The organism is Nocardia sp. NPDC050793, assembly GCF_040654065.1.
GTDB lineage: Bacteria > Actinomycetota > Actinomycetes > Mycobacteriales > Mycobacteriaceae > Nocardia.
In genome coordinates this window covers 242,429-264,039 of sequence record NZ_JBFAHG010000008.1, presented here as the reverse complement: position 1 = coordinate 264,039, position 21,611 = coordinate 242,429, and the positions used below count along the sequence as shown (strand labels likewise).

The following is a 21,611-nucleotide window of genomic DNA, read 5'->3' as shown; positions in this document are numbered from 1 at the left end:
GCATCAAGGTGGCCATATTTCACGCACCTGCAGGTCCGGCGCTCACGCCCGTGTGCTCGGTCTGCGCCCGGATATCAGAGCCGTGCCGGGTCAGCGGCAGGATGTCGATCTCCATGTACGCGAAAAGTGGTAGATTCCATAGGATTTCATGTAACTCGTCGGCCGAGTCGACGTCGAACACGCTGATGTTGCTGTACTGCCCGACGATGCGCCAGATATGGCGCCACTTGCCGGATCGCTGGAGTCGTTGGCTGTAGTCCTTCTCGCGGGCCACGATCTGCGCGCGCTGGTCGGGATCGAGATCGTGCGGAATTCGCACGTCCATCCGCACGTGGAAGAGGGCCATGTCGGGTACTCCTGTCAGTTCCTGGTGAACATCCGTACGGCGTCGAGGTCGAGTTCCACACCCAGTCCGGGACCTTGCGGTAGTGCGACTCGCCCGTCGGCGTAGCGCAGCGGTTCGATGAGCAGCTGCTCGGCGAACAACAGCGGCCCGAACAACTCGGAGCCGACATTGATACCTGGCTGGGCACAGGCGAAATGGATCGAAGCCGCGGTCCCGATCGGACCCTCGATGGAGGTTGCTCCGTGGCAGGCGATCCCTGCGGCCTGCGCAACAGCGACGATCACGCGGCTGCGGGCCAGCCCACCGCATTTGGTCGTCTTCACCGCGATGACATCGGCCGCCCGCCTCCGTGCGACCTCGAATGCATCATACGGCGAGCACACGCTCTCGTCGGCCATGATCGGCACCGGCAGTATCTGTCGGAGCTCGGCGAGCACCTCAAGTTGCTCACCGGGCGTCGGCTGTTCGATCAGTTCCACACCAGCTTCGGCCAGGCGCGGAAGGTAGCGCAGCGCGGTGAGCCGATCCCAGCGGGCGTTGATGTCGACCCGGACACCGGCCTTGCCGCGGAGCGCTTGAGCGATGGCGGCCACGCGTTCGGTGTCCTCGGCCGGATCGAGAGCGCCCATCTTGAGTTTGAAGCTGAAATGCAGCCGCTGCGCCAGCTTCTGCTCGGCTTCCGCGACGATCTCATCCACTGGCGCTGCGCCGAGCGCCCACGTCACCTCGACGCTGTCCCGGAACGCTCCACCCAACAGCGTGTGCACGGGCACGCCCAGACTGCGCGCCCACGCGTCGTGCAACGCCACATCGACGGCGGCCTTGGCGAAGTCCGCTCTCGCGACGACTCTTTCGATGTCGAGCATGATGCCGGTGATCTCATCGACACGTCGGCCCACGATCACCGGCGCGATGTATCCATCGATGATGGCCTTCATCGTCTCGACCGACTCGCCGCCCCACCACGGACCGCCGGGCACGACACCCTCGCCGTAGCCGACCACACCGCCTGTAGTGCGGATCGCGACCAGCAGCAGCGGCTGCCGATCCATGGAGGTAGTGGCGAACTTGTGCGGACGCACCAGCGGGATGTCGAGGATTGTGGTCTGCAAGGACTCGATAGTCAGCTCGTTCAACGCGCGCCTTTCAGGGGTTGTTCAGGCAGGGTCGAGTACGAAGTCGTATGCGGCATGCGCAACACCGTCGGCGTCGGTCCGCGGGCGCAGTATCAGCTCGGGTTTGACCGCGGCGGCGACGTCGTCGTCTACCCATTCGCCGCCGTCGAAGTACAGCTGGGTCGTGATGGTCCTCTTGCCGGGTGCCTTCACCATCAGATGCAAATGCGCAGGGCGCCACGGGTGCCATCCGGCCTTCTCGATGAACCAGCCGGTCGGCCCATCTGTCGGAATTTGGTAGGGCGCCGGTTGGATCGTTGTGATTTCGAAGCGGCCGTCGGCGTCGACTTCCACCGTGCCGCGGAGGATTCCGTCGGGAGTATTGCTGGCGAAATGGGAGTAGTACCCCTCGGCATCGGCATGCCAGATCTCCACCGTCGCCTCCGGCAGCCCGTTGCCGGCGAGGTCACGTACCTGTCCGGCGAACACCAATTTCGTGCCCGACTCGTCGGGCCGCATAGGCAGGGTGCACCGCGATGGGAGGTGCAGGGTGTCCGGCACGTAGTACGGGCCTTCGATGCTGCCCTTGGAGCCGCACCGGCCGCGGGAGGCGACAACTTCGATGTTGTGCTCGACGAACACGTCCAGCCACAGCGGCCACTCGCCGTACTCGCCGACATCGATCAACCACTGCTTGAGCACTCGGTACTCGGGGTAAGTGATGCCGTGCCGGTCGATGATCGTCGCGAACGCTTCGAGAACGTCGGTGGCGATGGCCGCCAGGCGTTCCGGGGGCGTTTCCGCGCTGATTCGGGTGCTGGTGAATTTCGCGGTGGCGGCGGTACCGGAGCCTACCGCGGTGGGTGTTTCGACGTTCATGATGGCTGATTCCCTGAGGTAGTGGTCTGCGGTTGGTGCGCTGGATGCGCCGAGCGGTGGAGATAGTTGCCAGCACGGCGGTGCAGCGACCATGATGGGTTCCATCGCTCGCCGTGTGCGCCCGGGTACCGTTCAGAATCGGTGATCGGGCTCGATCGGACTTGCGGGACGACGCACCGAAGTAGCGTGGGCGCGCACAAAATGATTCGGTCCGCGGTGAAACCCCGGATGCCGACGCTGTCGCTTGGACCAGTAGTGCGGTGAGCAGCAGGAGAATCGCGATGAATATGCACACCAACGACGCACTCGCCGTCGCCGACCGTGCGCCGGTGTCGTTCGATAAATGGTTCGAGCGCGTGTCCGCGACGTATGTTCCGGTCCGCGCTAGCCTGCACGACACGGACTTACGTTCGTCCTTCCGCGGAAACCTCTTCGCACGGACGGTCGGCGGGATTCACCTCAGCGAGGTCAGCGGCGGTCCAGTGCACATCAAACGGTCGCTCCGGGACATCCGCCGCGCGGATCCGGGATACCTGAAGATCGGCTACCAAGCCGGCGGCAACGCGTTACTCAGCCAAAATGATCGACAGGTGCCGATGCAACCCGGCGATTTTGTTCTGTACGACACGAGCATCCCGTACGAGATCGTGTTCGATGGTCCGTTCCGCATGATGGTGCTGATGATTCCCCGCCATGCTCTCGACGTGTCCCCCCGCCAGTTGACCACCGCCCTTCTCGAGCGATTCCGGGCTTCTGATGGTGGTACGGCTGCTCTGGCCGCAGGATTTCTGCAGCACGTAAACCTGATGGTCCGTACCGACTCCCTGCCGCGTCGGCCGCGTGTCACCGACGCGATGCTCCAATTGGTGTCCGCTGCCTTCGAAGAACATCTTGATGAGCCGTCGGTTACGGGGGCGCGGGAAGGTCTCTATCTCGCCTCGAAGAAATACATCGACGACAACCTGCACGACTGCGATCTCACTCCGTCCACAGTCGCTGCGGCGCACCACGTATCACTGCGCATGCTGCAGTCGGTCTTCCGAGATGAAGGCGAGACGGTGGTCGACCTGATACGGTCACGAAGGCTCGAACGGTGCCGCCGAGATCTCGCGGACCCGAATATGGGTCACTGGTCGATCTCGGCCATCTGCGCCCGTCATGGCCTGCATAATCTCTCGCATTTCTCGCATATGTTCAAGGAACGGTTCGGCGTCGCCCCGCGCGAGTACCGCTCGAGCAGGCGCGGCGCCGCCGCTGACCCTCGACCCGAGGTCAGGGGGTGAGCCCCGCGCTGGACGTCAAGTCGCCCACGTGGCCTCGGCGATCCAGTACTCGCTGCCGTCGGCGCTGACTCCGCGTTTCCACTCTGTCGTGCGCCTCAAGCCGGGTTCCACCCGTGCGGTCGCTTTATCGGCCCCCTCGGGTCCGTCCTCTGCTACTTGCCAGTGGACCCAGTTCACTTCGTTCCCGTCCTCGTCGTGCACGAACAGGTCGACGTGGTGCCATCCGTAACCGTGCGTATCCGCGTAGCAGGTCAAGAACGTCCGAAAGTGATTCGCATAGTCCACAGGTGGTCTCCAATGATGCGGTGATTCTTCGCGATACGCAGGTCAGGAAGAAATGTCTACTCGTCCGGCGCGGGCGCCATCGATCGACTCCTTACAGTCGAGCATGGCCGTCGGTTCCGGTCGAGTTCTGCGAACCGTTGAGTCCGTGCGCTCCGTGGTCATTGCTCGGCCGCTATCGGAAGCGAGAAAGTAAAGATCGCCCCGTGAGGTTCTCGGTGCCCGGCGCGGATCCTCCCGCCCTGCCGCGTGATTATTCTATGACTCAAAGCGAGGCCGATGCCATGACCGGTCCCTTTGGAGGTGAATGCGCCGTCGAATATGCGACCGTCGGGTATGTGCGCTATTCCCGTTCCATTGTCTTCGACGCTGAGCTCGCCATCGGTGCCGCATATGCTTGTGTATATCCGCACCAGTCGGTCGGCTTCCGGCCACGCCGCCATCTCATCGATGGCGTTGAAGCAGAGATTCAGGATGACTTGACCGGTCAGCACCCTTTCGCACGAGATTTCTATCGGTGTGGAAAAGTAATCGTATTCCACACGTACACCTCTTTCGCGGGCGCGGAGGTCGATAAAATATGAGCACTCTTCCAATATCTCGTTCAGATCGACGATCTGCTTGGATTCCTCGAGCTGGGTGACGTACTCGCGGAGGCTTCGAACGATCTCGTTCGCTCGGTCGAGCTGTTGCCGAGCCTCACGCAGACCCCACATCACCTCCTGCTGGTTGCTCTGCGTGTCACGCAACCTGCTCTGTGTGCCTGCTATGAAGTTCGTCGCCGCGGCGAGTGGTTGGGCGAGCTCGTGGGCTATGGCCATCGCCATATCGCCCATGGCATTGTACCGGGCAAGGTAGTTCAGGTACTGCGAGTCCCGCTCGTGGTCCTGTTCGGTGCGGACGCGGTCGGTGATGTCGTGGAACAACACCAGATGGCCGCTCAAGTCGTTCTCGATGGAGATATGCTGGCAGCTGGCCGCATGCCAGCGTCGTTCGCCGCCGGGTAGGTCGACCTCGTAACGCAAGCTTTGTGGTGTCCCACCGGCGGTCGTCGCAATCAGCGCCCGCCGTATGTGGTCCTGGGACGGCCCGGTTCGGCAGAAGCTCGTGAAGTCGGAGCCGATCAACGACGTTACGGGGACCTTCAGCAAGGCTGCGGCAGCCTCGCTTGCATACGAAATCCGACTGTCGTCGTCGAGCACCAGAATTCCTTCCGCCATGTTGCGCAAGAATGCCGCAAGGCGGGCTTCGGTACGAGTCAGCTCGGCTTCGGTTCGGGTAAGATTGCGGCGCGTCATGGCTTCTTGTTCGATATCGCGGAACTGCACCATCACCGCGCTTCTTCCGGCCAAATCGACATGCACTGCGATAGCTTCGGAGAGAATGACGCGACCGCTCTTCGATCGATAAGCCCATTCGATGACGGCGACGCCGTTGTCGACAGCGTCCTGTAGCCACCTTCGGCCGACGGATCGTCGATACTGCTCCTCTTGCGCGCTCATATCGGGCGCTTTGAGCGGCAGGAGTTCTTCGACAGTGAAACCAAGTAGATCGGTTGCGGCTTTATTGGCCCAGAGGATTTCCTTGGTGTCCGCGTCATGCACGAGAATGCAGTATCGGAGACCGTCGACCAGTCTCTCGTAGTCGGCCGGAACCAACTTGTACACAACTGCCTCCTTCGCCCGGGTCGAGTCTACTCACGATCCTCGTATCCGACGGTAGGTAATACCTTCAGGCGATGACAAGATGCCTGCACAATCGCAAAGAAAGACCTGATTGAGAGTCCTTTGTCGCCGCCTTAGCGTGAGTACGAACGACGAGTCGATCTCCCCGTAAGCTCTCGCGTCGATTGGAGTCCACCGAGATGGCCGATGCCTCAACCCTCGAACCGGCAGATCCTGTCCAGACCTTGTCGTTCGATGACGTACTCGATCATGTGGCAGCGCGCCGCCAAGAATTCGCCGACCAGAAGTACATCCCCCGAGATATGATCGAGGAGTTCAAGCAGGTCGGGATCTATCGGGCCGCGACCCCGCGCCGGTTCGGCGGCGACGCCCGCCCGCCGGCGGAATTCCTCGCAATGATCGAGCGGATCTCGGCGGTCGATGCCTCCGCTGGATGGGTGGCCAGCTTCGGCTCGGCGCTGATCTACTTGGCCGCTCTGCCACTGCATACCCAAGCCGAGCTGTACAAGGACAGCCCTGATGTCGTCTTCGCCGGAGGGTTGTTTCCTGTGCAGCCTGCCGAGCCGGTCGCCGGAGGCCTGAAGATCACCGGCCAGTGGAAGTTCGCCAGTGGATGCAAAGGAGCCGACATACTCGGAGTCGGGATCCGGGCGGGTGAATCGACTGCCGGCAAACCTCGAACCGCGTTGCTGTGGCCGAAGGATGTCGAGATCGTCGAGAACTGGGATGTTCTCGGGTTGTCCGGCACCGGAAGCCATGAGTTGAAGGTCGACGGCGTGGTCGTGCCGGAAGACCGGACCTTCATCCGCGGAGGCACTCCCACTGTTGACGAACCCCTGTACCGGTATCCGTCGATTGCCTACGCCGCGCAAGTCCTGGCGGTTGTCAATCTCGGAGTGGGACGCGCTGCGCTCGATCACGCGACCAAAGTGGGTTCCGGTCATACCGGCATAACCGGTGCTCCCAAACTGGCTGATCGCGCCTACTACCGGATCGACGTCGCGAAGGCAGAGGCAGCGCTGCGCTCGGCGCGGGCGTTCTTCTATGAGATCACCGAGGAAGCCTATGCGGCTGTGCTCGACGGCGATTCGGTCTCCGACAAGACCGCGGCGCTGTTACGGCTGGCATCCACCCACGCCGCCAAAGCCGGGGCGGCGGCGGTGCACACCGCTTTCCAACTGTCGGGTACGGGAGCGATCTACGACGGCAATCCGATGCAGCGCTACATGCGCGAAAGCTTGGTACCGCCGCAACATGCTTTCCTCGGCGACGGCATCTATGACAGTGCCGGCTCTGTCCTGATGGGCATTCCTCCCTTCCCCGGATTCATCTGAACGGTACCAACCCACCCGCCAGCCACTTCTCGAGCAGGAGCGTCCTATGACCGCAACCACGACCACGCCGCTGCGGGTCTTGTTCTGTATCGCCATCAACCAGAATTTCTTCGACCTACCGCCGGACGAAGTCGGTTCGGTGTGGAAGGCATTCTCCGGGATGATGGAGGCGATCGGGCGGACTCCCGGCGTCGTCGTTATCGGAGATTTCGACGACGACAGTCACATGGTCGGGCCCTCCGATGGCTGGCCGTGGACCTGCTACATCCTCGCCGACGTCGACCGGCAGGAGACCGTCAAATCCGTATGCAACCTCTTCCGCACGACGCCGGTAGGCGAACACAGGCTGTGGCGATACGCGAAGATCGAGGCACGCATCGGCCGCGCGCTCACCGTTCGTGACGACGTCGACCTCCCGGACTGACCGATAATGACTCAGTTACCGGCACGCGCCGGCGAGGCCACGAAAGACCCGCGCGAGCCGACCGGCAAGCGTGATGCTGTACATCGAACCATCTGTCGCTACATGGAGTTGTGTGACGTTCCGTCCGTGGACTTTTCGCTCACGGAACTGGCCTCGCTCTTCAGCTACGACGCGGTATGGGAAGGTGTGGGGCCGGAATACGCAAGCAAGTTCGGCACGCAGCGTGGGCGACCGGCCATCGCGGGGATGCTCGCCCAGTTCCTCCCTCCGAATCCACATTTCATCCGCAATGTCCACCTGTTGACAAACGAACTGATCGACGTCGCGGAGGCACACGCTCGTGGACGGTGGCTCTTGCAGCAACTGTCGGCCTACGCGGATGGTCGATCAGAGCTGATGGTAGCTCGGGTATCGGCGGATTGCGTATTCGATCGGGGAATCGCGCGAATCAAGCATTTCCGCACCGAGAAGTTGTTCGTGACGCCCCTCGACTCTGCGGCGATCCACCTTTCCCCGGACTCCGCAGCCGGGCGAACATGAAGAGAGAAATTTGATGACTATTTCCTTCGGGCCAGCAGAAGGGCGGCCGGAATACTCGCAGTTGGTAGCCGATGATCGTGTGGCAGGTGCGTTGTACACCGACCCGGAGATCTTCGAGCTCGAACTCGAGCGAATATTCTATCGAACCTGGGTGTGGGTGGCGCACGTGAGTGAGATCCCCGAACCGGGCAGCTACAAGATGGCTACGATCGGGCGGCAGCCGGTGATCGTGAACCGCGACCGCAAAGGGCAGTTCAATGTCCTGCTGAATCGCTGCCGTCACCGTGGGGCGAGCGTCTGCGAGGTTCCGAGGGGCAAGGGCAATGGCTTCACCTGCCCTTATCACAGCTGGTCGTACTCTCTCGATGGCCGCCTGCGTGGGGTTCCTTACCCCGGCGGATACAGCGAAGACCTGGACAAAAATGAGCTGTCCCTGCAGCGATTGCGGGTCGAGTCCTATGCCGGAATGATTTTCGCGAGCTTCGACCCCGATATCGAGCCGTTGGCAGACTTCCTCGGTGACGCCAAGGTCTGGATAGACCTGTTCATGAAGCAGGGCGCAGGCTACCCGATCAAAACGCAGGGCGAGCACCGTTTCCGGTTCCGTGGAAACTGGAAGATCCAGCTGGAGAACACCACCGATGGTTATCACTTCCCGATCGTGCATAGGTCGTGGATGTCCTCGGTCGATGCCGAAACTGCCGGCATGCTCTCGTTCATGACCGACGACCAGGCCGTGACGCATGCTCTCGGCAACGGGCACAGCGTGGCGATCATGGTTCCGGAACATGTCGATCTGGGTTACGACGACGGTTCCGAGCAACTGCAAGAGCGCTTCGATCACATCGTCGAAGAGCTGTCCGAGACGATGCCAGCCGACCAGGTGCGAAGGATTGTGCGCTCGATGCACGGAGCGGGCTTCAACCTGAATATCTTTCCCAACATTGCGATGTCGATGTCCTTCTTCCGGGTCCTACGTCCGATCGCGGTGGACGAAACCGAGATCCGGCACATCGCGCTGGGTATGGACGGCGGCCCGGAGATCGTCAATCGTGAACGGCTTCGAATCCATGAGCACTTTCAAGGGCCCTTCGGTTTCGGCAGCCCGGACGATTCCGAGGCGTGGGATCGCGTGCAGCGCGGGACTCACGGCGCACCCGACATGCCGATCATGGTCAACCGCGGCCTCAATCGAGAGGCGGTCGACAGCAATGGTCACCGCACCTCCCATGTCACCGATGAAACCGGCATGCGTGCCGCCTATGCGATGTGGAAGAAGATGATGAGTGATGATCAGCGCTGACCTGACGACATCGATCTCGGACGCGCGGGTATCGCAGGCCGTCGTGTTCATCTGGCACGAAGCGGCGTTGTTGGACGCCAAGAACTACCAGGCGTGGGATGCCTTGTGGACGGGCGACGGCCGCTACGTCGTCCCGATCGATCCCGATACCGATGACTTCGACGCGCACCTGAACATGATCAACGACAACACCCGGATGCGTCGGATGCGGATCGAGCGACTGACCTCTGGCTATTCGATGTCGGCGCTGGCGGCGGCGCGAACCGTACGGACGGTGTCCCGCTTCACCCTCGAAGACCGGACGGACGAGACCCTCACGCTGCGCTCGGCGCAGATCTTGGTCGCTTTCAAACGTGAGGACCAGCAAGTATTCGCCGCTGACGTCACCCATCGGATCCGGTTCACCGGTCCCGAACCGCGGCTCGAGCTGAAGGTGGTTCGCCTGGTCAATTCCGAGGCCGCGGTCAACGCCGCGGGATATCTGCTGTAGCCGTTGGATTTTGACGCGAAGAGAGAGCCTGATATGGATACCGTCGCAGTCGTGACCGGCGCCGGGCGCGGACTCGGGGCTGTAATCGCCCGTCAACTGTACGACCGCGGCCACCGTGTCGCGCTTGCCGATATCGACATCGCCGCGGCTTCGAGCACTGCCGCCGAGATCGATTCGACAGGATCGCGGGTAATCGCGGTGGCCCTGGATGTGCGAAGCAAGAACAGCTTCGAAAACGTGCGCGACGCTGTGATCGAGCAGTGGGGGAGCGTCGAGGTGCTGGTCAACAACGCGGGGCAGGCACAGATCCGCGCACTGATGGCTATCACCCCGCAAGAGTTCTGCGGCATCGTGGAGACGAATCTCAACGGCGCCTTCTTCGGGTGCCAGGTGTTCGGAGCGTATTTCGCCGAACGCGGCTACGGTCGCATCGTCAACATCGCCTCACTGGCCGGGCAGAACGGCGGGACGGCAACGGGCGCCCACTATGCGGCCGCCAAGGGCGGTGTCGCGACGTTGACCAAGGTCTTCGCCCGCGAACTCGCACGGTCGGGCGTCACCGTCAACGCCGTCTCACCGGGCCCGCTGGACCTTCCGTTCGTGCACGAGACCGTTCCTACGGAGAAGCTGGCCGCGATCGTCTCCACGATCCCGGTCGGCGCGCTCGGCTCGCCAGGTTTTGTCGCCGAAACCGTTGCGCTGCTGGCCTCGCAGTCGGCTTCGACGGTCACTGGAGCCTGCTGGGACATCAATGGCGGCCTGTACATGCGCTGACAACCGTCGACGCGTCGAGCAAAGTGGCATGGAAAGAAGTACTAGAGCAATGTTCACTGTCCGAGTCGTGGAAATCATGCAGGAAGCCGAAGGAATCAAGTCCTTCCGCCTCGCACGGCCCGATGGGTCCGCCTTCGAGCCGTATTCCCCGGGCGCCCACATCGACGTGGTCGGCCCCACTGACGTGCTGAACCAATACTCCTTGTGCGGCCCGCCCGACCAGCTCGAAACCTATTTGATCGCAGTCAAACGCGAGCACGGGCCACGAGGCGGCTCAGCCGCTCTGCACGACAAGGTCGACATTGGGACGAACCTGCGGATCAGCGCGCCGCGAAGCCTTTTGGAACTCGCCGACGACGTCGACAAGCACATTCTGGTCGCCGCCGGTATTGGTCTCACCCCGATGCTGAGCCTGGCCTATGCGTCGCACGCCAGGCGACAACCCTTCGAACTGCACTACTTCGTGCGCAGCCGAAGGGCCGCGGCTTTCGTCGATCTGCTGGAGAAGTCGGACTTTGGCGACCGAGTCCAGCTACATGCGGGTCTGACCCGGGACGAGCAGTACTCAGTTCTCCGCGAAGCGCTCACCACGGTCGCACCGGCAACGCACGTGTACATATGTGGCCCGGCCGGCTTCATGGAACGAGTGCGGCAACTCGCCGAGCCCTCCGTCGGCGACGCGCATGTCCACGTCGAACACTTCGCAGCCGGAACCAGAAACGAGGAGAGACAGGACAAATCTTTCGAAATCGAATTGGACACCGGTGAGGTCTTCGAGGTACCGCCCGGAAAGAGCATCGCCGAGGTGCTGGAGGAGAACGGCCTCGATATAGACACCTCGTGCCGCGAGGGAATCTGCGGCACGTGTGTTCTGGATGTTCTGTCTGGCATCCCCGACCATCGTGACCAGTGCCTGACCAAGCGGGAGAAGCAAGCCGCCGATCGGATCGCGGCCTGTGTGTCCCGCGCGAATTCTCCTCGATTGGTGATCGAGCTTCCCTGACCTGAGGCTGCCCGGCTAGGCCACCGTGATCCCGGCTTGGAGAAGGTCGCGAACAAGGACCGCGATGCTCTCCGAATGCGTCTTCTCCTTGATCCGAGTCCTATGCACGTCGACGGTCTTGACGCTGATTCCGAGATTTTTCGCGATGCCCTTACTCGGCAGGCCGTCGATGACGAAGGTCAGGATTTCTCGCTCGCGCACGGTGAGTGTCTTGATCCGGGCGAGCAGCCGATCCCGGTTTCCGGCCTCCACGAAGCGCCTGTGCGCGACCTGTAGCGCATCTTGGATCACATCGAGAATCTGCTGGGGGTCGTACGGCTTCTCGATGAAAGTAAGCGCCCCCTTCTGCATGGCCCGCACCGACATCTTGATGTCACCGTGAGCGGAGACGAACACGATCGGGATCGTCGAACCGGCATCGAGAAGCTTCTGCTGCAGCTGGAAGCCGCTCGCTTCGGGCATGCGGACATCCAGCACGAGGCAGGCCGGGATGTCGGTACGGAGGTTCTTCAAGAAGGAATCGACCGAATAGAACGACTGCGACCGGATGGCGACGGACTCGAGCAGCCACGCCAGCGAGGCGCAGAGCTCGCGATCGTCATCGACGATGTAGACCTGTGTTTGATGCGGCTCCATCGATCCCTACCTGGAAGAGAAAGCGTTCAGTTTCGGTCAACACAGCAGCTGTTCTATCCATAGGGCTCCCGCGAAGAGTTCGTTCTCGGCACCCGGGCGTGCAATGAGTTGTAACCCGAGAGGTAGCCCGCTGCTGTCGCGGTTTCCCGGAATCGTCACGACCGGAAAACCCATGGCCTGCCATGGCCGACTCAGGACGGGCGACCCTGTGGCAGCGATTCCGCGTGGCGCCGACCCGAGCGCGGCCGGACCCAGGATCATCCCGACTTGGTCCAGTATCGACAACATCCGTTCACGGATGTCCGTGATCGCATCGAGCGCACGCCGATATTCGGTCACTGATGTCGCAGCACCGGCGTCGAACAGTTCGGCCAATGCCGAGCTGATCCGTTCGGGCTGCGCGGCCTCGCCGGCCCGTTCCCGCACGGCTTCGTAGGCCATGACGGTGTGGTGATGGTGGGCCAAGGCAACGATGTCGTCAGAGGCTCGAAGTTCCCGGCACATTCCACCGGCAGCCTGGACGGCCGCGGCTGTCGAGTGCAACGCTGCCGCCATCTCGGACGACAGCTGACCCAACTCGGCTCCACTCCATACCCACAGGGGGCGTGGCGCTGTCCGAGCGGAAACCGGGTCGGTTGATGCCCCATGTCGCAGAGCCGTCCACGCGAAGTGTAAATCGGCGACCGTGGCAGCCAGCAGACCGAGGGAATCCAAGCTGGGGCTCAACCCGGTAACACCGTCCAACGGGATCGCATTCTTGGCGGTCACGAATCCGGCCACGCCACAGTACGACGCGGGTCTCGTCAGCGAACCCGCGGTCTGGGTACCGAGCGCAAAGGGCACCATTCCGGCGGCCACCGCGGCCGCGGATCCGCTCGACGAACCACCCGGCGTATGGTCGAGCGCGTGCGGGTTGCGGGTCGGACCAGGCCGGAAGTACCCGAACTCCGTCGTGACGGTCTTGCCGAGCGGGACAGCTCCGACTGCTCGCGCTCGCGCCACGCATACCGCGTCCGCGGTGGCTGCTTTTCGATCGCTACGGAGTTCGCTTCCGCACCGAGTCGGCATCCCTGCCACGTCGATGAGATCTTTGACTGCCAGCGGCACGCCCCACAAAGGACCAGACCGCGTGCCCTCTATCGAGTGCGCTTCGGCGAGAACCAATTCGGCATCGATGTGTTCCCATGCTCGGATTACCGAATCGGTGCGATCAATCCGATCGAGCGCCTCCGCTGCGACCCGAGTCGGGCTGGTCTCCCCGCTTTGCAGACGACCGACCAGCTCGCGCAGTGAATTCGGCGCTTCTTTCCTTGCCCGGTTCACGCCGTCACAGCTTTCTTTCGACTGTTCGCGAACGCACACAATCGTTGCGGGCCCACCGGAACGGTGCGGGCGCCGGCGGGGAGCGAGATTTTGTCAGCGGTCATGAGACCATCGTGGTCTGAGACGGGACCGGAGTCACCGTGCTCGGATCGGACCACTCGTCATACAGTGGCCACTCCGGCGATTCCACCGGGTCCGACAATCGGTGAAATTTTCGCTGGTAATAGACCAGGCTGTCGCCGTGGGTACGAGTGGAAATCTGCTCGAGTTCGACGAAGATGACCGAGTGCGATCCGACCTCCGTGTAGTCAGATATGCGGCCCACCAATGCGACATGGGCGTTCCGGAGGACTGGAACGCCGATTTTCGCGTCTTCCCAGATGTCCCAGTGGAACCTTTCATCCATTGGCACCTTCGTGACGCCGGCGAAGTGTGAGGCCAATTTCTCATCGTTGCCGGCGAGCGCGTTGATCGCGATCCTGCCATTTCTCAGGAAGACATCGTGCATCGCGCTGCTCCGGTTGATGCAGACCAGTACCGTGGGCGGGGAATCCGTCACCGAGCACACTGCTGTAACCGTCATGCCGCATCGCCCGAAGGCGCCCTCGGTGGTGATGACGATGACGGCCGCTGGAAGATTCGCCATTGCAGCGCGGAATTCCATTTGAACGGAACTAATTTCAGCCATTCTCAGCCTCCATCGGTTGAACGGGAACCCCTACCTTTCGGCGCCCTGCTGATGTTCGAAACACTACTGCCGGCTGGCGGTTATGGGAACTGGTAGTGCCCCTTACGATTTCGTAGCGTGCCGCCGATGCAGGTAGGGGATTCCTTTAGTAGGACCTTCGTCGAAGTGACCCGGGTAGTTCTTCAGGCGCCTTGTGCAGTTCCCTGAATCGGTTGGCTGACGACGCGTGTGGCAGCAAGAGATTTGAGACCCTCGACGCCGAATTCGAGACCGTATCCCGAGGCCTTTACCCCACCGAACGGAACGTCCGGATGAGGAACCGCGTGCGAGTTGATCCAGACCGTCCCCGCTTCCAGCCTGTCCGAGACGTACTGGGCGAGCTTCTGATCCTTGGTCCAAACCGAGGCGCCGAGACCGGCCGGAAGACGGTTGGCGCTGGCGATCGCGTCATCGACGTTGCTGTATCGAATCACCGGCAGCGCGGGTCCGAACTGTTCTTCGTCCACCAAGCGAGCCCCATCGGCGAGGTCGGCGACGATCGTGATCGGATAGAAGAGCTCGCCGAGTTCGGTCGCAGGCTCACCGCCGGTCACGATCCTGCCGCCGCGTTCCTTTGCGTCCTCGACGAGTTCGGCCACGATGTCGAACTGTTTCTTGTTCTGAAGCGGGCCGAGCACACTGTTCTCGTCCATGCTGAGGCCCATGGGTGCTTGCTTCGCGAAATCTGCGAGTGCCGCCAGAGTCTTCTCATAGATATCTTCGTGCACATAGAGACGCTTCAATGCCGCACATGTCTGGCCCGTATTGATAAATGCTCCCCAGAACAGGCCTTCTGCGATGTCGGCAGGGTCTGCGTCGCTGAGTACGATACCGGCGTCGTTCCCGCCCAATTCCAAGGTGAGGCGCGCCAGGTTGGCGGCCGAGCTGCGTACGATGGCGCGGCCTGTCGCAGTAGACCCGGTAAACATGACTTTCGCTACGTCGGGGTGCTCGGAAAGCCCTGCTCCCAGTTCGCGGTCACCGGAAATCGCGGTAAGAACGCCTGCCGGAAGCTCGTCGTTCATAACGGCGATCAAGGCGAGGACACTCAACGGTGTGAACTCCGAGGGTTTGACGACGACCGAATTACCCATGCGAAGTGCGGGCGCGATCTGCCAGATACCGATCATCATCGGAAAGTTCCACGGTCCAATGGCCGCGACCACACCGAGCGCCCGGTAGTGCACCGTGGAGCGCCATTCTCCGTCATCACGTACGACTTCCGGCTGGAGATCGATGTCAGCTGTCGCCCGTAGCCAGGCCACGCAGGCGCCGACCTCCTGTCGTGCGTTAGGACCGTTGAGCGGCTTCCCATTCTCTCGGCCAAGCAACTCGGCGAGGGCCTCCGAGGCCTCTTCGATGCGATCGGCGACGCGGTGCAGGATACGTGACCGTTCAGCGTGCCCGAGAAACTCCCACGCGGGTTGGGCGCTGCGGGCAGACGAGATCGCCTTTTCGAGGTCGACCTTCGTATGCACCGGCGCATATCCCAGTACGGCTCCGGTGGCTGGCTCTTTGATCGCACGTCCCCCGTCGGGGTCCACGCTGATACGCGCCATGAGTTCGTGCATGCTCGGCATGACAGTCTCCCGAATATATCTCTGCAATGGTGACAAGTAGCCTAGGGCTGCCCGCAGTCTCGCATTTGCGAAAAAGCGCACGTCTTTTGCGTTTCTGCGCTGACCGCATCGATCTGGCAGCATGGAACGGACGTGATCCGAGAACCGTCTACTCGGCGGCGGATCATCGACATGTCGACCGGTGCCGCGGCTCCTCTCCGCACGTGGTCGCGGCATCAATGCCTTGGTCAGCTCCGGAGAATCGGGCGGTGCCCGGCATGTCCGGATCTGTGGGGTACGTGTCCTTGTGGGCACAGCCCGGCGGCTCGAGACTGGGCTCGTCGGTGACCCCGACCCACAAGGCGGACCACGATCACGACGACCGCAATCGTTCGAGCTCCTAGGAGAATTTGAGGTGTTTCCCGGAACCTACGCCGTTGTCACGCCGGACCGGCCGGCGGTCATCATGGCCGCCACCGGTCGCGTACTGACCTACGGTGAACTCGATGACCGTTCGGCGCGGCTGGCGGCCGCCCTGCACGCGCTGGGCCTGCGCCGTGGAGATGTCATCGCAATGGTGTCCGACAATGTCGCGGAGGCCTTCGAGATTTATTGGGCCGCATTGCGTTCGGGTCTGTATGTCACCGCGATCAACCGGCATCTGAAGCCAACGGAAGTGGCCTATATCGTGCGTGACAGCGGAGCCGCGATGCTGTTCGCCTCAGCCGGCGTGGCCGATCTTGCCGAGCAGGTGCTGGACGAGGTGCACGAGCTGTCGCACCGGTATGCGTTCGGCGGTGAAATCTCCGGATACGGGTCCTGCGACGATCTGCTGGCTCAGGCGGGCCCGCGCTTGACCGATCAGCCCAGAGGTTCCGACCTGCTGTATTCCTCCGGAACTACTGGCCGCCCCAAGGGCATCAAGCCGCCTCTGCCCAATGGTCGAGTCGATGAGCCCGGTGATCCATTCGTGGGCCTGCTGGCCGGCGTTCTGGGGTTCACCAGCGAAGACGTGTATCTGTCGCCGGCGCCGATCTACCATGCTGCACCGTTGAAGTATTGCGGCGCAGTTCATGCACTGGGTGGCACCGTCGTGTTGATGGAGAAGTTCGGTGCCGAAGAGGCGCTTGCCGCTATCGAGCGCTATCGGGTCACCGCCACGCAGATGGTCCCGACGATGTTCGTGCGCATGCTGCAGCTGCCCGCCGAGGTGCGTGAACGCTATGACGTGTCGTCACTGCGGTTGGCATTGCATGCCGCCGCACCGTGCCCGCCGGACGTCAAGGACGCGATGCTCGAGTGGTGGGGCCCGATCGTGCTCGAGTACTACAGCGCCACCGAGATGGTCGGCATGACTGTGATGACGGCAGCCGAATGGCAGCACAAGCGCGGATCGGTCGGCAAGGCCGTCCTCGGCGTGCTACGCATCTGCGACGACGACGGTAGGGAGCTTCCAGCCGGCGAGGTCGGCACCATCTATTTCGAGCGCGATGCCGCGCCGTTCGTCTATCACAACGATCCCGAGAAGACAGCTGCGGCGAGGCACCCTGACCACGACAACTGGTCGACCGTCGGTGACATCGGCTATGTCGACGACGACGGTTACCTGTTCCTCACCGATCGCAAGTCGTTCATGATCATCTCTGGTGGGGTCAATATCTACCCGCAAGAGATCGAGAACGTTCTGACTCTGCATCCTGCGATCTTCGACGTCGCCGCGATCGGGGTACCCGATCCGGGAATGGGTGAACAGGTCAAGGTCGTGGTCCAGTTGCGGGAAGGCGTCACCGGCAGCGAGGAACTGGCCGACGAACTCATCGGCTATGTGCGTGACCGGCTCGCCCACTACAAAGCGCCGCGGTCTGTTGATTTCGTCACGGACCTGCCGCGTACACCAACCGGGAAGCTCGTCAAGCGTGTACTGAAAGCCCGCTACGAAGGGACAATGGCGTGACCATGCATCTGTCACGCCGGATTCGTAGGGGTATTGGCAAGAGGCACTGAAGAAGTCGTGGCCGACGAACTCGGCCAGCCGCAACGCCGCCGTCTTCGCCGAGCTACGCCGGGTTGCGGTGGAGGTGAACGGACCTCCGAGTCAGGACGTGGCCTGGCCCGGCGTGGGAAGATTTGCGGCGCAAATGGCTTCGACGAATTCGCCGACTTGGTGCTCGGGCAGCTGTCGCGCGAGATCCGCCTCGGTGATGATGCCGGCGAGCCGGCCCTGAGCGGTTACCGGAAGCCTGCGGATACGGAACTCGGTCATACACGCGAGAACGTCGCTGATGTCCGCGCTGACGTCGACGGTATGCATCTCATCGGCGCCCTGGGTGAGTTCCCCCGCCGTGGTCGTGCTGGGATTCATCCCGACACCGACAACCTTCACGACGATGTCGCGATCGGTCACGATCCCGACCGGATGGCCTTCACCGTCACAGACGGGGAGTGCGCCGATGTCGAGCTGGCGCATCCGCTGGGCCGCGTAGTCCATGGTGTCGCGTATGTGGATGCACTCGACATCCGGGCGCATGACGGTCTCCGCAGTGATCATGCTGAGCCTCCTCGATACGAACCGTCGGTTGCCGCTCGACCATCACTCGGATCCCGCCCCGGCGATAGGGGACAAGGTCACACTCGAGGTCATCGGCATCGTCGGCGTCAGGCCATGCGTGCCACCATCCTCGACCTGCCATCTTGAACGTCGTTCAAGTTTTAGCGGAGGGTTGTCGTGGCGGGTGTCGAGAACTCTCGGAAGTCGAGGACTGGTATTTCGGCGCGCGGATATGGCGCGGATCGCGGTTTTCGCGGCGCTGATCGCCGCGCTGGGTCTGCCAGGGGCCATCACGGTTGGATTCAGCGGCGTGCCGATCACCGTGCAGACTCTCGGTGTCATCCTGGCCGGAGCGGTACTCGGGGCGCGCAAGGGCACGGCCGCGGTGCTGGTTTTCCTCGCGCTCACGATGATCGGTCTACCGCTGCTGTCCGGTGGCCGCAACGGTTTGACGGCGCTGGCGGGGCCCAGCGCCGGATACCTGATCGGCTGGATTCCCGCGGCACTGGTCATCGGGCTGCTCACCGCCTGGATCCTGCCGAAATACCCGATCGCCCTCGGCCTGCTGATCAACGCCGCCGGCGGGATGCTGGTCATCTACCTCTGCGGCATAGCCGGGCTGCTTGTGCGCACCGATCTGGGGCTCTGGGCCGCGATCTCGACCAATGGCGCGTTCATTCCGGGCGACCTGGCAAAAGTCGTCGTCGCGACGGTGGTGGCCAAGGGTGTGCACCGTGCGTACCCCGGTCTGATCCATGCTTAGTCCCGAACTCGGCGGCGCAGGCGATCAGCCTGCCCTCGACTTCGACTTCGACGGCCGCACCCACACCTATCGCGACCTCGACCGGGCGATCGAGCAGTGGATCGCTCGGCAGGGTGACGCGACCATCTATGACGCGTCGACCCTCTCGGTTCCGGACGCGTTGGTCTGTGTCTGTGCCGCGGCTCGGCGCGGCATCCCCGTGATCGTCGAGAATCCGGACGCTCGTCCGCACCGCCCGAGCATTCCACCGTCGGCGTTTCTCCTAGTGGCGACATCGGGGTCGACCGGACGCCCGCGGCCACTCGCCAGGACTGCCGCCTCCTGGTACGACAGCTACCCTGCGTTCACCGCGATCGACTGGGTGGCTTCGATCGATTCCACCATCCTGCGCGTCCATCAACATGGCGCGAACCTGCCCCGCCGCGCAGTGGCTTCTTCGAATTACGCGAACCTGCTGGATGAACCGGCGGACCACGCGATCGGCCGCTCTCGGGGCGGACTGACTACCAAGGCCCATTTGGTCGTCGACGGAAACGGGCGGGGGTTTGTCGCTGCTGCTGACGCCGGGGCAGGCCGGAGGCAGCCCGATGCTGCCGCACGTCCTCGACGGGATCGTGGTGCACGTCTCGAAGGCGGGCCACCGCGGCGGACCCCTGAGCAGGTCATCGCGGACAAGGCGTACTCCTCGGCATCCAACCGTAACCTGCTACGGCGCAAGGGAATCAGCATCGTCATACCCGAACGGTCCGACCAGATAGCCAACCGCAAACGCCGAGGCAGCCTCAGTGGCCGGCCTCCGGAAGTCGACCGGACCGCCTATAAGCGCCGCAATGTGGTCGAGCGCGCCTTCAGCAGAATCAAGCAATGGCGCGCCATCGCTACCAGGTATGACAAACTCGCCCTGGCCTACCGTGCCGGGCCGCTCCTGGCACTGATCATCGAATGGCTCCGTTTATTGGGAGACACTGCCTAGCGCGGGGCCAGCCCACCTCGGTTCCGCGCATTGTGGCTCGGTCCGCCGCAAGCTTCGTGATGTGCGAATTCGGTTGTGCTGCATGCATATCGGCAGTCACACCGAAGGAACGGAGAAGGCGATGATGTGGTTGGAACGCGACAAGACGGTAGGCAAAGCCCTGAAGAGCTGGGGAGCGAAGCTGCGCATGACCGTGTGCGCCCGTCTTCACCCTGGCAGCGGTCGCGATCATCTTGGTCGCAGCGAGATAATCGGCTCCCACGCATGATCGCGCTGATCTATCGGCTTTTCTGGGTTCAATTCGCAGCAATATCGAGCGTGCGGTCGGTGACGTACATGTCCACGGCCACATAGAAATCCAGCGTCTCCAGCGCCGCACCCAACCGGCCGCGCTGCGGAGTCGACAGCACCGGGTTGCCCGCGTAGGTGATCATCGCCCGGATCCGGCCGGGGCCGTCGGTCAGGATCTCCTCCGCCAGCGCCGCCACCGGCAATTCGGAGCGGAACGACTTGTAGGCGCCCGAGCTGTCGGTCCACGCCCCGTATCCCATCGGCAGATACTTCGCATACCGGGCCGCGTCGATCGGCGGGGTCGCGAACATCTGCCCGCCCGGCCGATCCAGGTTTCCGGTGACGGCGTTGATCGTGTTCACCAGCCAATGCGTCAGCGTGCCCGTCACCTGCTGGGACACCCCGATCCGGGCGTAGAGCACCGCCGACGGCGCCGCCGCGTGCTCGCGCGCCAGCCTGCGGATCGTCTCGGCATCCACCCCAGCGTGCGGCGCCATCACCTCCGGCGTCACTCCGGCGACCAGTGCCCGCAACTCCGGCCACCCCGAGCACTGGGTGTGGATCGAATGCCGGTCGCACAGATCCTCGGTCACCAGCACGTGCAGCATGCCCAGCAGCAGATTGCCGAGGTACATCCCGATCGCGCTCGACCCGTGCTCGGCGCGCACCGCACGCAGCCGCCGCCCGATCTCGGCGAACGCCTCGTCCCAGCCGATCGGCTCGAACGTCTCGCCCATCCGCCGCACCGGGGTGCGCAGCCGGTCCGGGTCGTGATGCAGCCCGCCCATCGCTGTCGCCTTCGGGCAGATATACCCTTTCGACAGCACGTCTTCGGGATTGCCTTCGATCCGGGTGACCCGCTGGTCCTCGACGGTCACCAGAATCCCGCAGTGGGCTTCGCACAGCGTGCACTGCCGGGCGATTGTGGTAGCGCTCATGGGTTTTCGACACCTTCCGCCGGTCGCTGGCCCCAGGCTACCGCCCACGCCCACTGCCGTAGATCCACTTACGGTCGGAATTTCGGACGACAGGAAAGCGGCAGGAGAACTCTCATGGCGTCCGAACGTCGCGGACTTGCAGACAAATCGGGACCTGGCCGTGGAGGAAGCCAGGTCCCAGATTTTCGGGGGTCTCAGAGGCAGAAGCTGAGGGACACCGACCCGAGCGGAATGTTCAGGCAGATCGCCACCGGCCCGAGGAGCGCGGGGGTCGTCTCGGGCGACGGCGCGGCCGACGCGGTGGGAGCGGCGATAGTGCAGACGGACAGGGGGATCACAATGGCGGCGAGCGCCGCGGCAGCCTTGGCGAGCATTTCCACAATCCTTTACTGACG

The 21,611-nt window shown here is 62.9% G+C and carries 21 protein-coding genes and 2 pseudogenes; 11 read left to right on the top strand and 12 right to left on the bottom strand.

All coding sequences use genetic code 11. The annotated features are described in order from the left end of the window. Window positions 1-19: 19 nt before the first annotated feature. Genes catC through catA form a run of 3 tightly spaced genes read right to left on the bottom strand, consistent with a single transcriptional unit; the run spans window position 20 to window position 2,343 of the window. Window positions 20-346 (bottom strand): muconolactone Delta-isomerase, encoded by a 327-nt coding sequence (catC, locus tag AB0H50_RS26375; RefSeq protein ID WP_357457436.1) that lies wholly within the window; start codon window positions 344-346, stop codon window positions 20-22. A gap of 14 nt (window positions 347-360) precedes the next feature. Further along, window positions 361-1,482: a muconate/chloromuconate family cycloisomerase gene (locus AB0H50_RS26370; protein ID WP_357457434.1), complete on the bottom strand. Its 1,122-nt coding sequence runs from the start codon at window positions 1,480-1,482 to the stop codon at window positions 361-363. Window positions 1,483-1,503: 21 nt separating this feature from the next. Next, window positions 1,504-2,343, bottom strand: a complete 840-nt coding sequence (catA, locus tag AB0H50_RS26365) for a catechol 1,2-dioxygenase (RefSeq protein WP_357457677.1) — start codon at window positions 2,341-2,343, stop codon at window positions 1,504-1,506. 278 nt (window positions 2,344-2,621) lie between these two features. Between catA and AB0H50_RS26360 the strand changes: the two genes are divergently transcribed. Next, window positions 2,622-3,623 carry a helix-turn-helix domain-containing protein gene (locus AB0H50_RS26360; protein WP_357457432.1) on the top strand — a complete coding sequence of 334 codons (1,002 nt, stop codon included), beginning with the start codon at window positions 2,622-2,624 and terminating at the stop codon, window positions 3,621-3,623. 15 nt (window positions 3,624-3,638) lie between these two features. On the opposite strand, the gene AB0H50_RS26355 is transcribed toward AB0H50_RS26360, so the two are convergent. After that, complete coding sequence (locus AB0H50_RS26355) at window positions 3,639-3,908, bottom strand: hypothetical protein (protein ID WP_357457430.1); 270 nt, start codon at window positions 3,906-3,908, stop codon at window positions 3,639-3,641. A gap of 158 nt (window positions 3,909-4,066) precedes the next feature. Further along, the gene (locus AB0H50_RS26350) at window positions 4,067-5,572 is read right to left on the bottom strand and encodes a PAS domain S-box protein (RefSeq protein ID WP_357457428.1); all 1,506 of its coding nucleotides are present in this window, start codon (window positions 5,570-5,572) and stop codon (window positions 4,067-4,069) included. 197 nt (window positions 5,573-5,769) lie between these two features. Here AB0H50_RS26350 and AB0H50_RS26345 point away from each other — a divergent pair, with 197 nt between their 5' ends. From AB0H50_RS26345 to AB0H50_RS26315, 7 genes are all read left to right on the top strand, one after another. Then, entirely contained in the window at window positions 5,770-6,924 is a 1,155-nt protein-coding gene (locus AB0H50_RS26345; protein WP_357457675.1) for an acyl-CoA dehydrogenase family protein, read from the top strand. 46 nt (window positions 6,925-6,970) lie between these two features. Continuing rightward, window positions 6,971-7,348, top strand: coding sequence for a hypothetical protein (locus AB0H50_RS26340; RefSeq protein ID WP_357457426.1), 378 nt, complete (start codon window positions 6,971-6,973; stop codon window positions 7,346-7,348). Window positions 7,349-7,354: 6 nt separating this feature from the next. Next, the gene (locus tag AB0H50_RS26335; RefSeq protein ID WP_357457424.1) at window positions 7,355-7,888 is read left to right on the top strand and encodes a nuclear transport factor 2 family protein; all 534 of its coding nucleotides are present in this window, start codon (window positions 7,355-7,357) and stop codon (window positions 7,886-7,888) included. Window positions 7,889-7,901: 13 nt separating this feature from the next. After that, complete coding sequence (locus AB0H50_RS26330; RefSeq protein ID WP_357457422.1) at window positions 7,902-9,191, top strand: aromatic ring-hydroxylating dioxygenase subunit alpha; 1,290 nt, start codon at window positions 7,902-7,904, stop codon at window positions 9,189-9,191. Further along, a complete protein-coding gene (locus tag AB0H50_RS26325; protein WP_357457420.1) occupies window positions 9,178-9,681 on the top strand; it encodes an aromatic-ring-hydroxylating dioxygenase subunit beta in 504 nt (167 codons plus the stop codon). The genes AB0H50_RS26330 and AB0H50_RS26325 overlap by 14 nt, the downstream gene beginning before the upstream one ends. 33 nt (window positions 9,682-9,714) lie before the next feature. Continuing rightward, window positions 9,715-10,455, top strand: coding sequence for an SDR family oxidoreductase (locus AB0H50_RS26320; RefSeq protein WP_357457418.1), 741 nt, complete (start codon window positions 9,715-9,717; stop codon window positions 10,453-10,455). 76 nt (window positions 10,456-10,531) lie between these two features. Further along, window positions 10,532-11,458, top strand: coding sequence for a PDR/VanB family oxidoreductase (locus AB0H50_RS26315; RefSeq protein ID WP_357457673.1), 927 nt, complete (start codon window positions 10,532-10,534; stop codon window positions 11,456-11,458). Between the two features lie 15 nt (window positions 11,459-11,473). Here the strand turns inward: AB0H50_RS26315 and AB0H50_RS26310 are convergent, their stop codons facing one another. From AB0H50_RS26310 to AB0H50_RS26295, 4 genes are all read right to left on the bottom strand, one after another. Further along, window positions 11,474-12,094, bottom strand: a complete 621-nt coding sequence (locus AB0H50_RS26310; protein ID WP_357457416.1) for a response regulator — start codon at window positions 12,092-12,094, stop codon at window positions 11,474-11,476. 36 nt (window positions 12,095-12,130) lie between these two features. Continuing rightward, window positions 12,131-13,417: an amidase gene (locus AB0H50_RS26305; protein ID WP_357457414.1), complete on the bottom strand. Its 1,287-nt coding sequence runs from the start codon at window positions 13,415-13,417 to the stop codon at window positions 12,131-12,133. Between the two features lie 100 nt (window positions 13,418-13,517). Next, entirely contained in the window at window positions 13,518-14,105 is a 588-nt protein-coding gene (locus AB0H50_RS26300) for a flavin reductase (protein ID WP_357457412.1), read from the bottom strand. 182 nt (window positions 14,106-14,287) lie between these two features. Next, window positions 14,288-15,724, bottom strand: coding sequence for an aldehyde dehydrogenase family protein (locus AB0H50_RS26295; protein WP_357457410.1), 1,437 nt, complete (start codon window positions 15,722-15,724; stop codon window positions 14,288-14,290). Window positions 15,725-16,118: 394 nt separating this feature from the next. On the opposite strand from AB0H50_RS26295, the gene AB0H50_RS26290 reads away from it, so the two are divergent. Further along, window positions 16,119-17,657, top strand: coding sequence for an acyl-CoA synthetase (locus AB0H50_RS26290; RefSeq protein ID WP_357457408.1), 1,539 nt, complete (start codon window positions 16,119-16,121; stop codon window positions 17,655-17,657). A 141-nt stretch (window positions 17,658-17,798) separates the two neighbouring features. Here AB0H50_RS26290 and AB0H50_RS26285 read toward each other — a convergent pair whose 3' ends face one another. Further along, entirely contained in the window at window positions 17,799-18,230 is a 432-nt protein-coding gene (locus AB0H50_RS26285) for a CBS domain-containing protein (protein WP_357457406.1), read from the bottom strand. 198 nt (window positions 18,231-18,428) lie between these two features. On the opposite strand from AB0H50_RS26285, the pseudogene AB0H50_RS26280 reads away from it, so the two are divergent. Both AB0H50_RS26280 and AB0H50_RS26275 read left to right on the top strand, forming a co-directional pair. After that, window positions 18,429-19,014 (top strand): annotated as a pseudogene (locus AB0H50_RS26280) (biotin transporter BioY). Continuing rightward, the gene (locus tag AB0H50_RS26275) at window positions 19,007-19,987 is read left to right on the top strand and encodes an IS5 family transposase (protein WP_357457404.1); all 981 of its coding nucleotides are present in this window, start codon (window positions 19,007-19,009) and stop codon (window positions 19,985-19,987) included. The pseudogene AB0H50_RS26280 and the gene AB0H50_RS26275 overlap by 8 nt, the downstream one beginning before the upstream one ends. Before the next feature lie 323 nt (window positions 19,988-20,310). Here the strand turns inward: AB0H50_RS26275 and AB0H50_RS26270 are convergent. Next, a pseudogene (locus AB0H50_RS26270) lies at window positions 20,311-21,216 on the bottom strand (molybdopterin-dependent oxidoreductase); the annotation flags it as partial. A 194-nt stretch (window positions 21,217-21,410) separates the two neighbouring features. Further along, window positions 21,411-21,590 (bottom strand): hypothetical protein, encoded by a 180-nt coding sequence (locus tag AB0H50_RS26265; protein ID WP_357457402.1) that lies wholly within the window; start codon window positions 21,588-21,590, stop codon window positions 21,411-21,413. Window positions 21,591-21,611 lie beyond the last annotated feature (21 nt).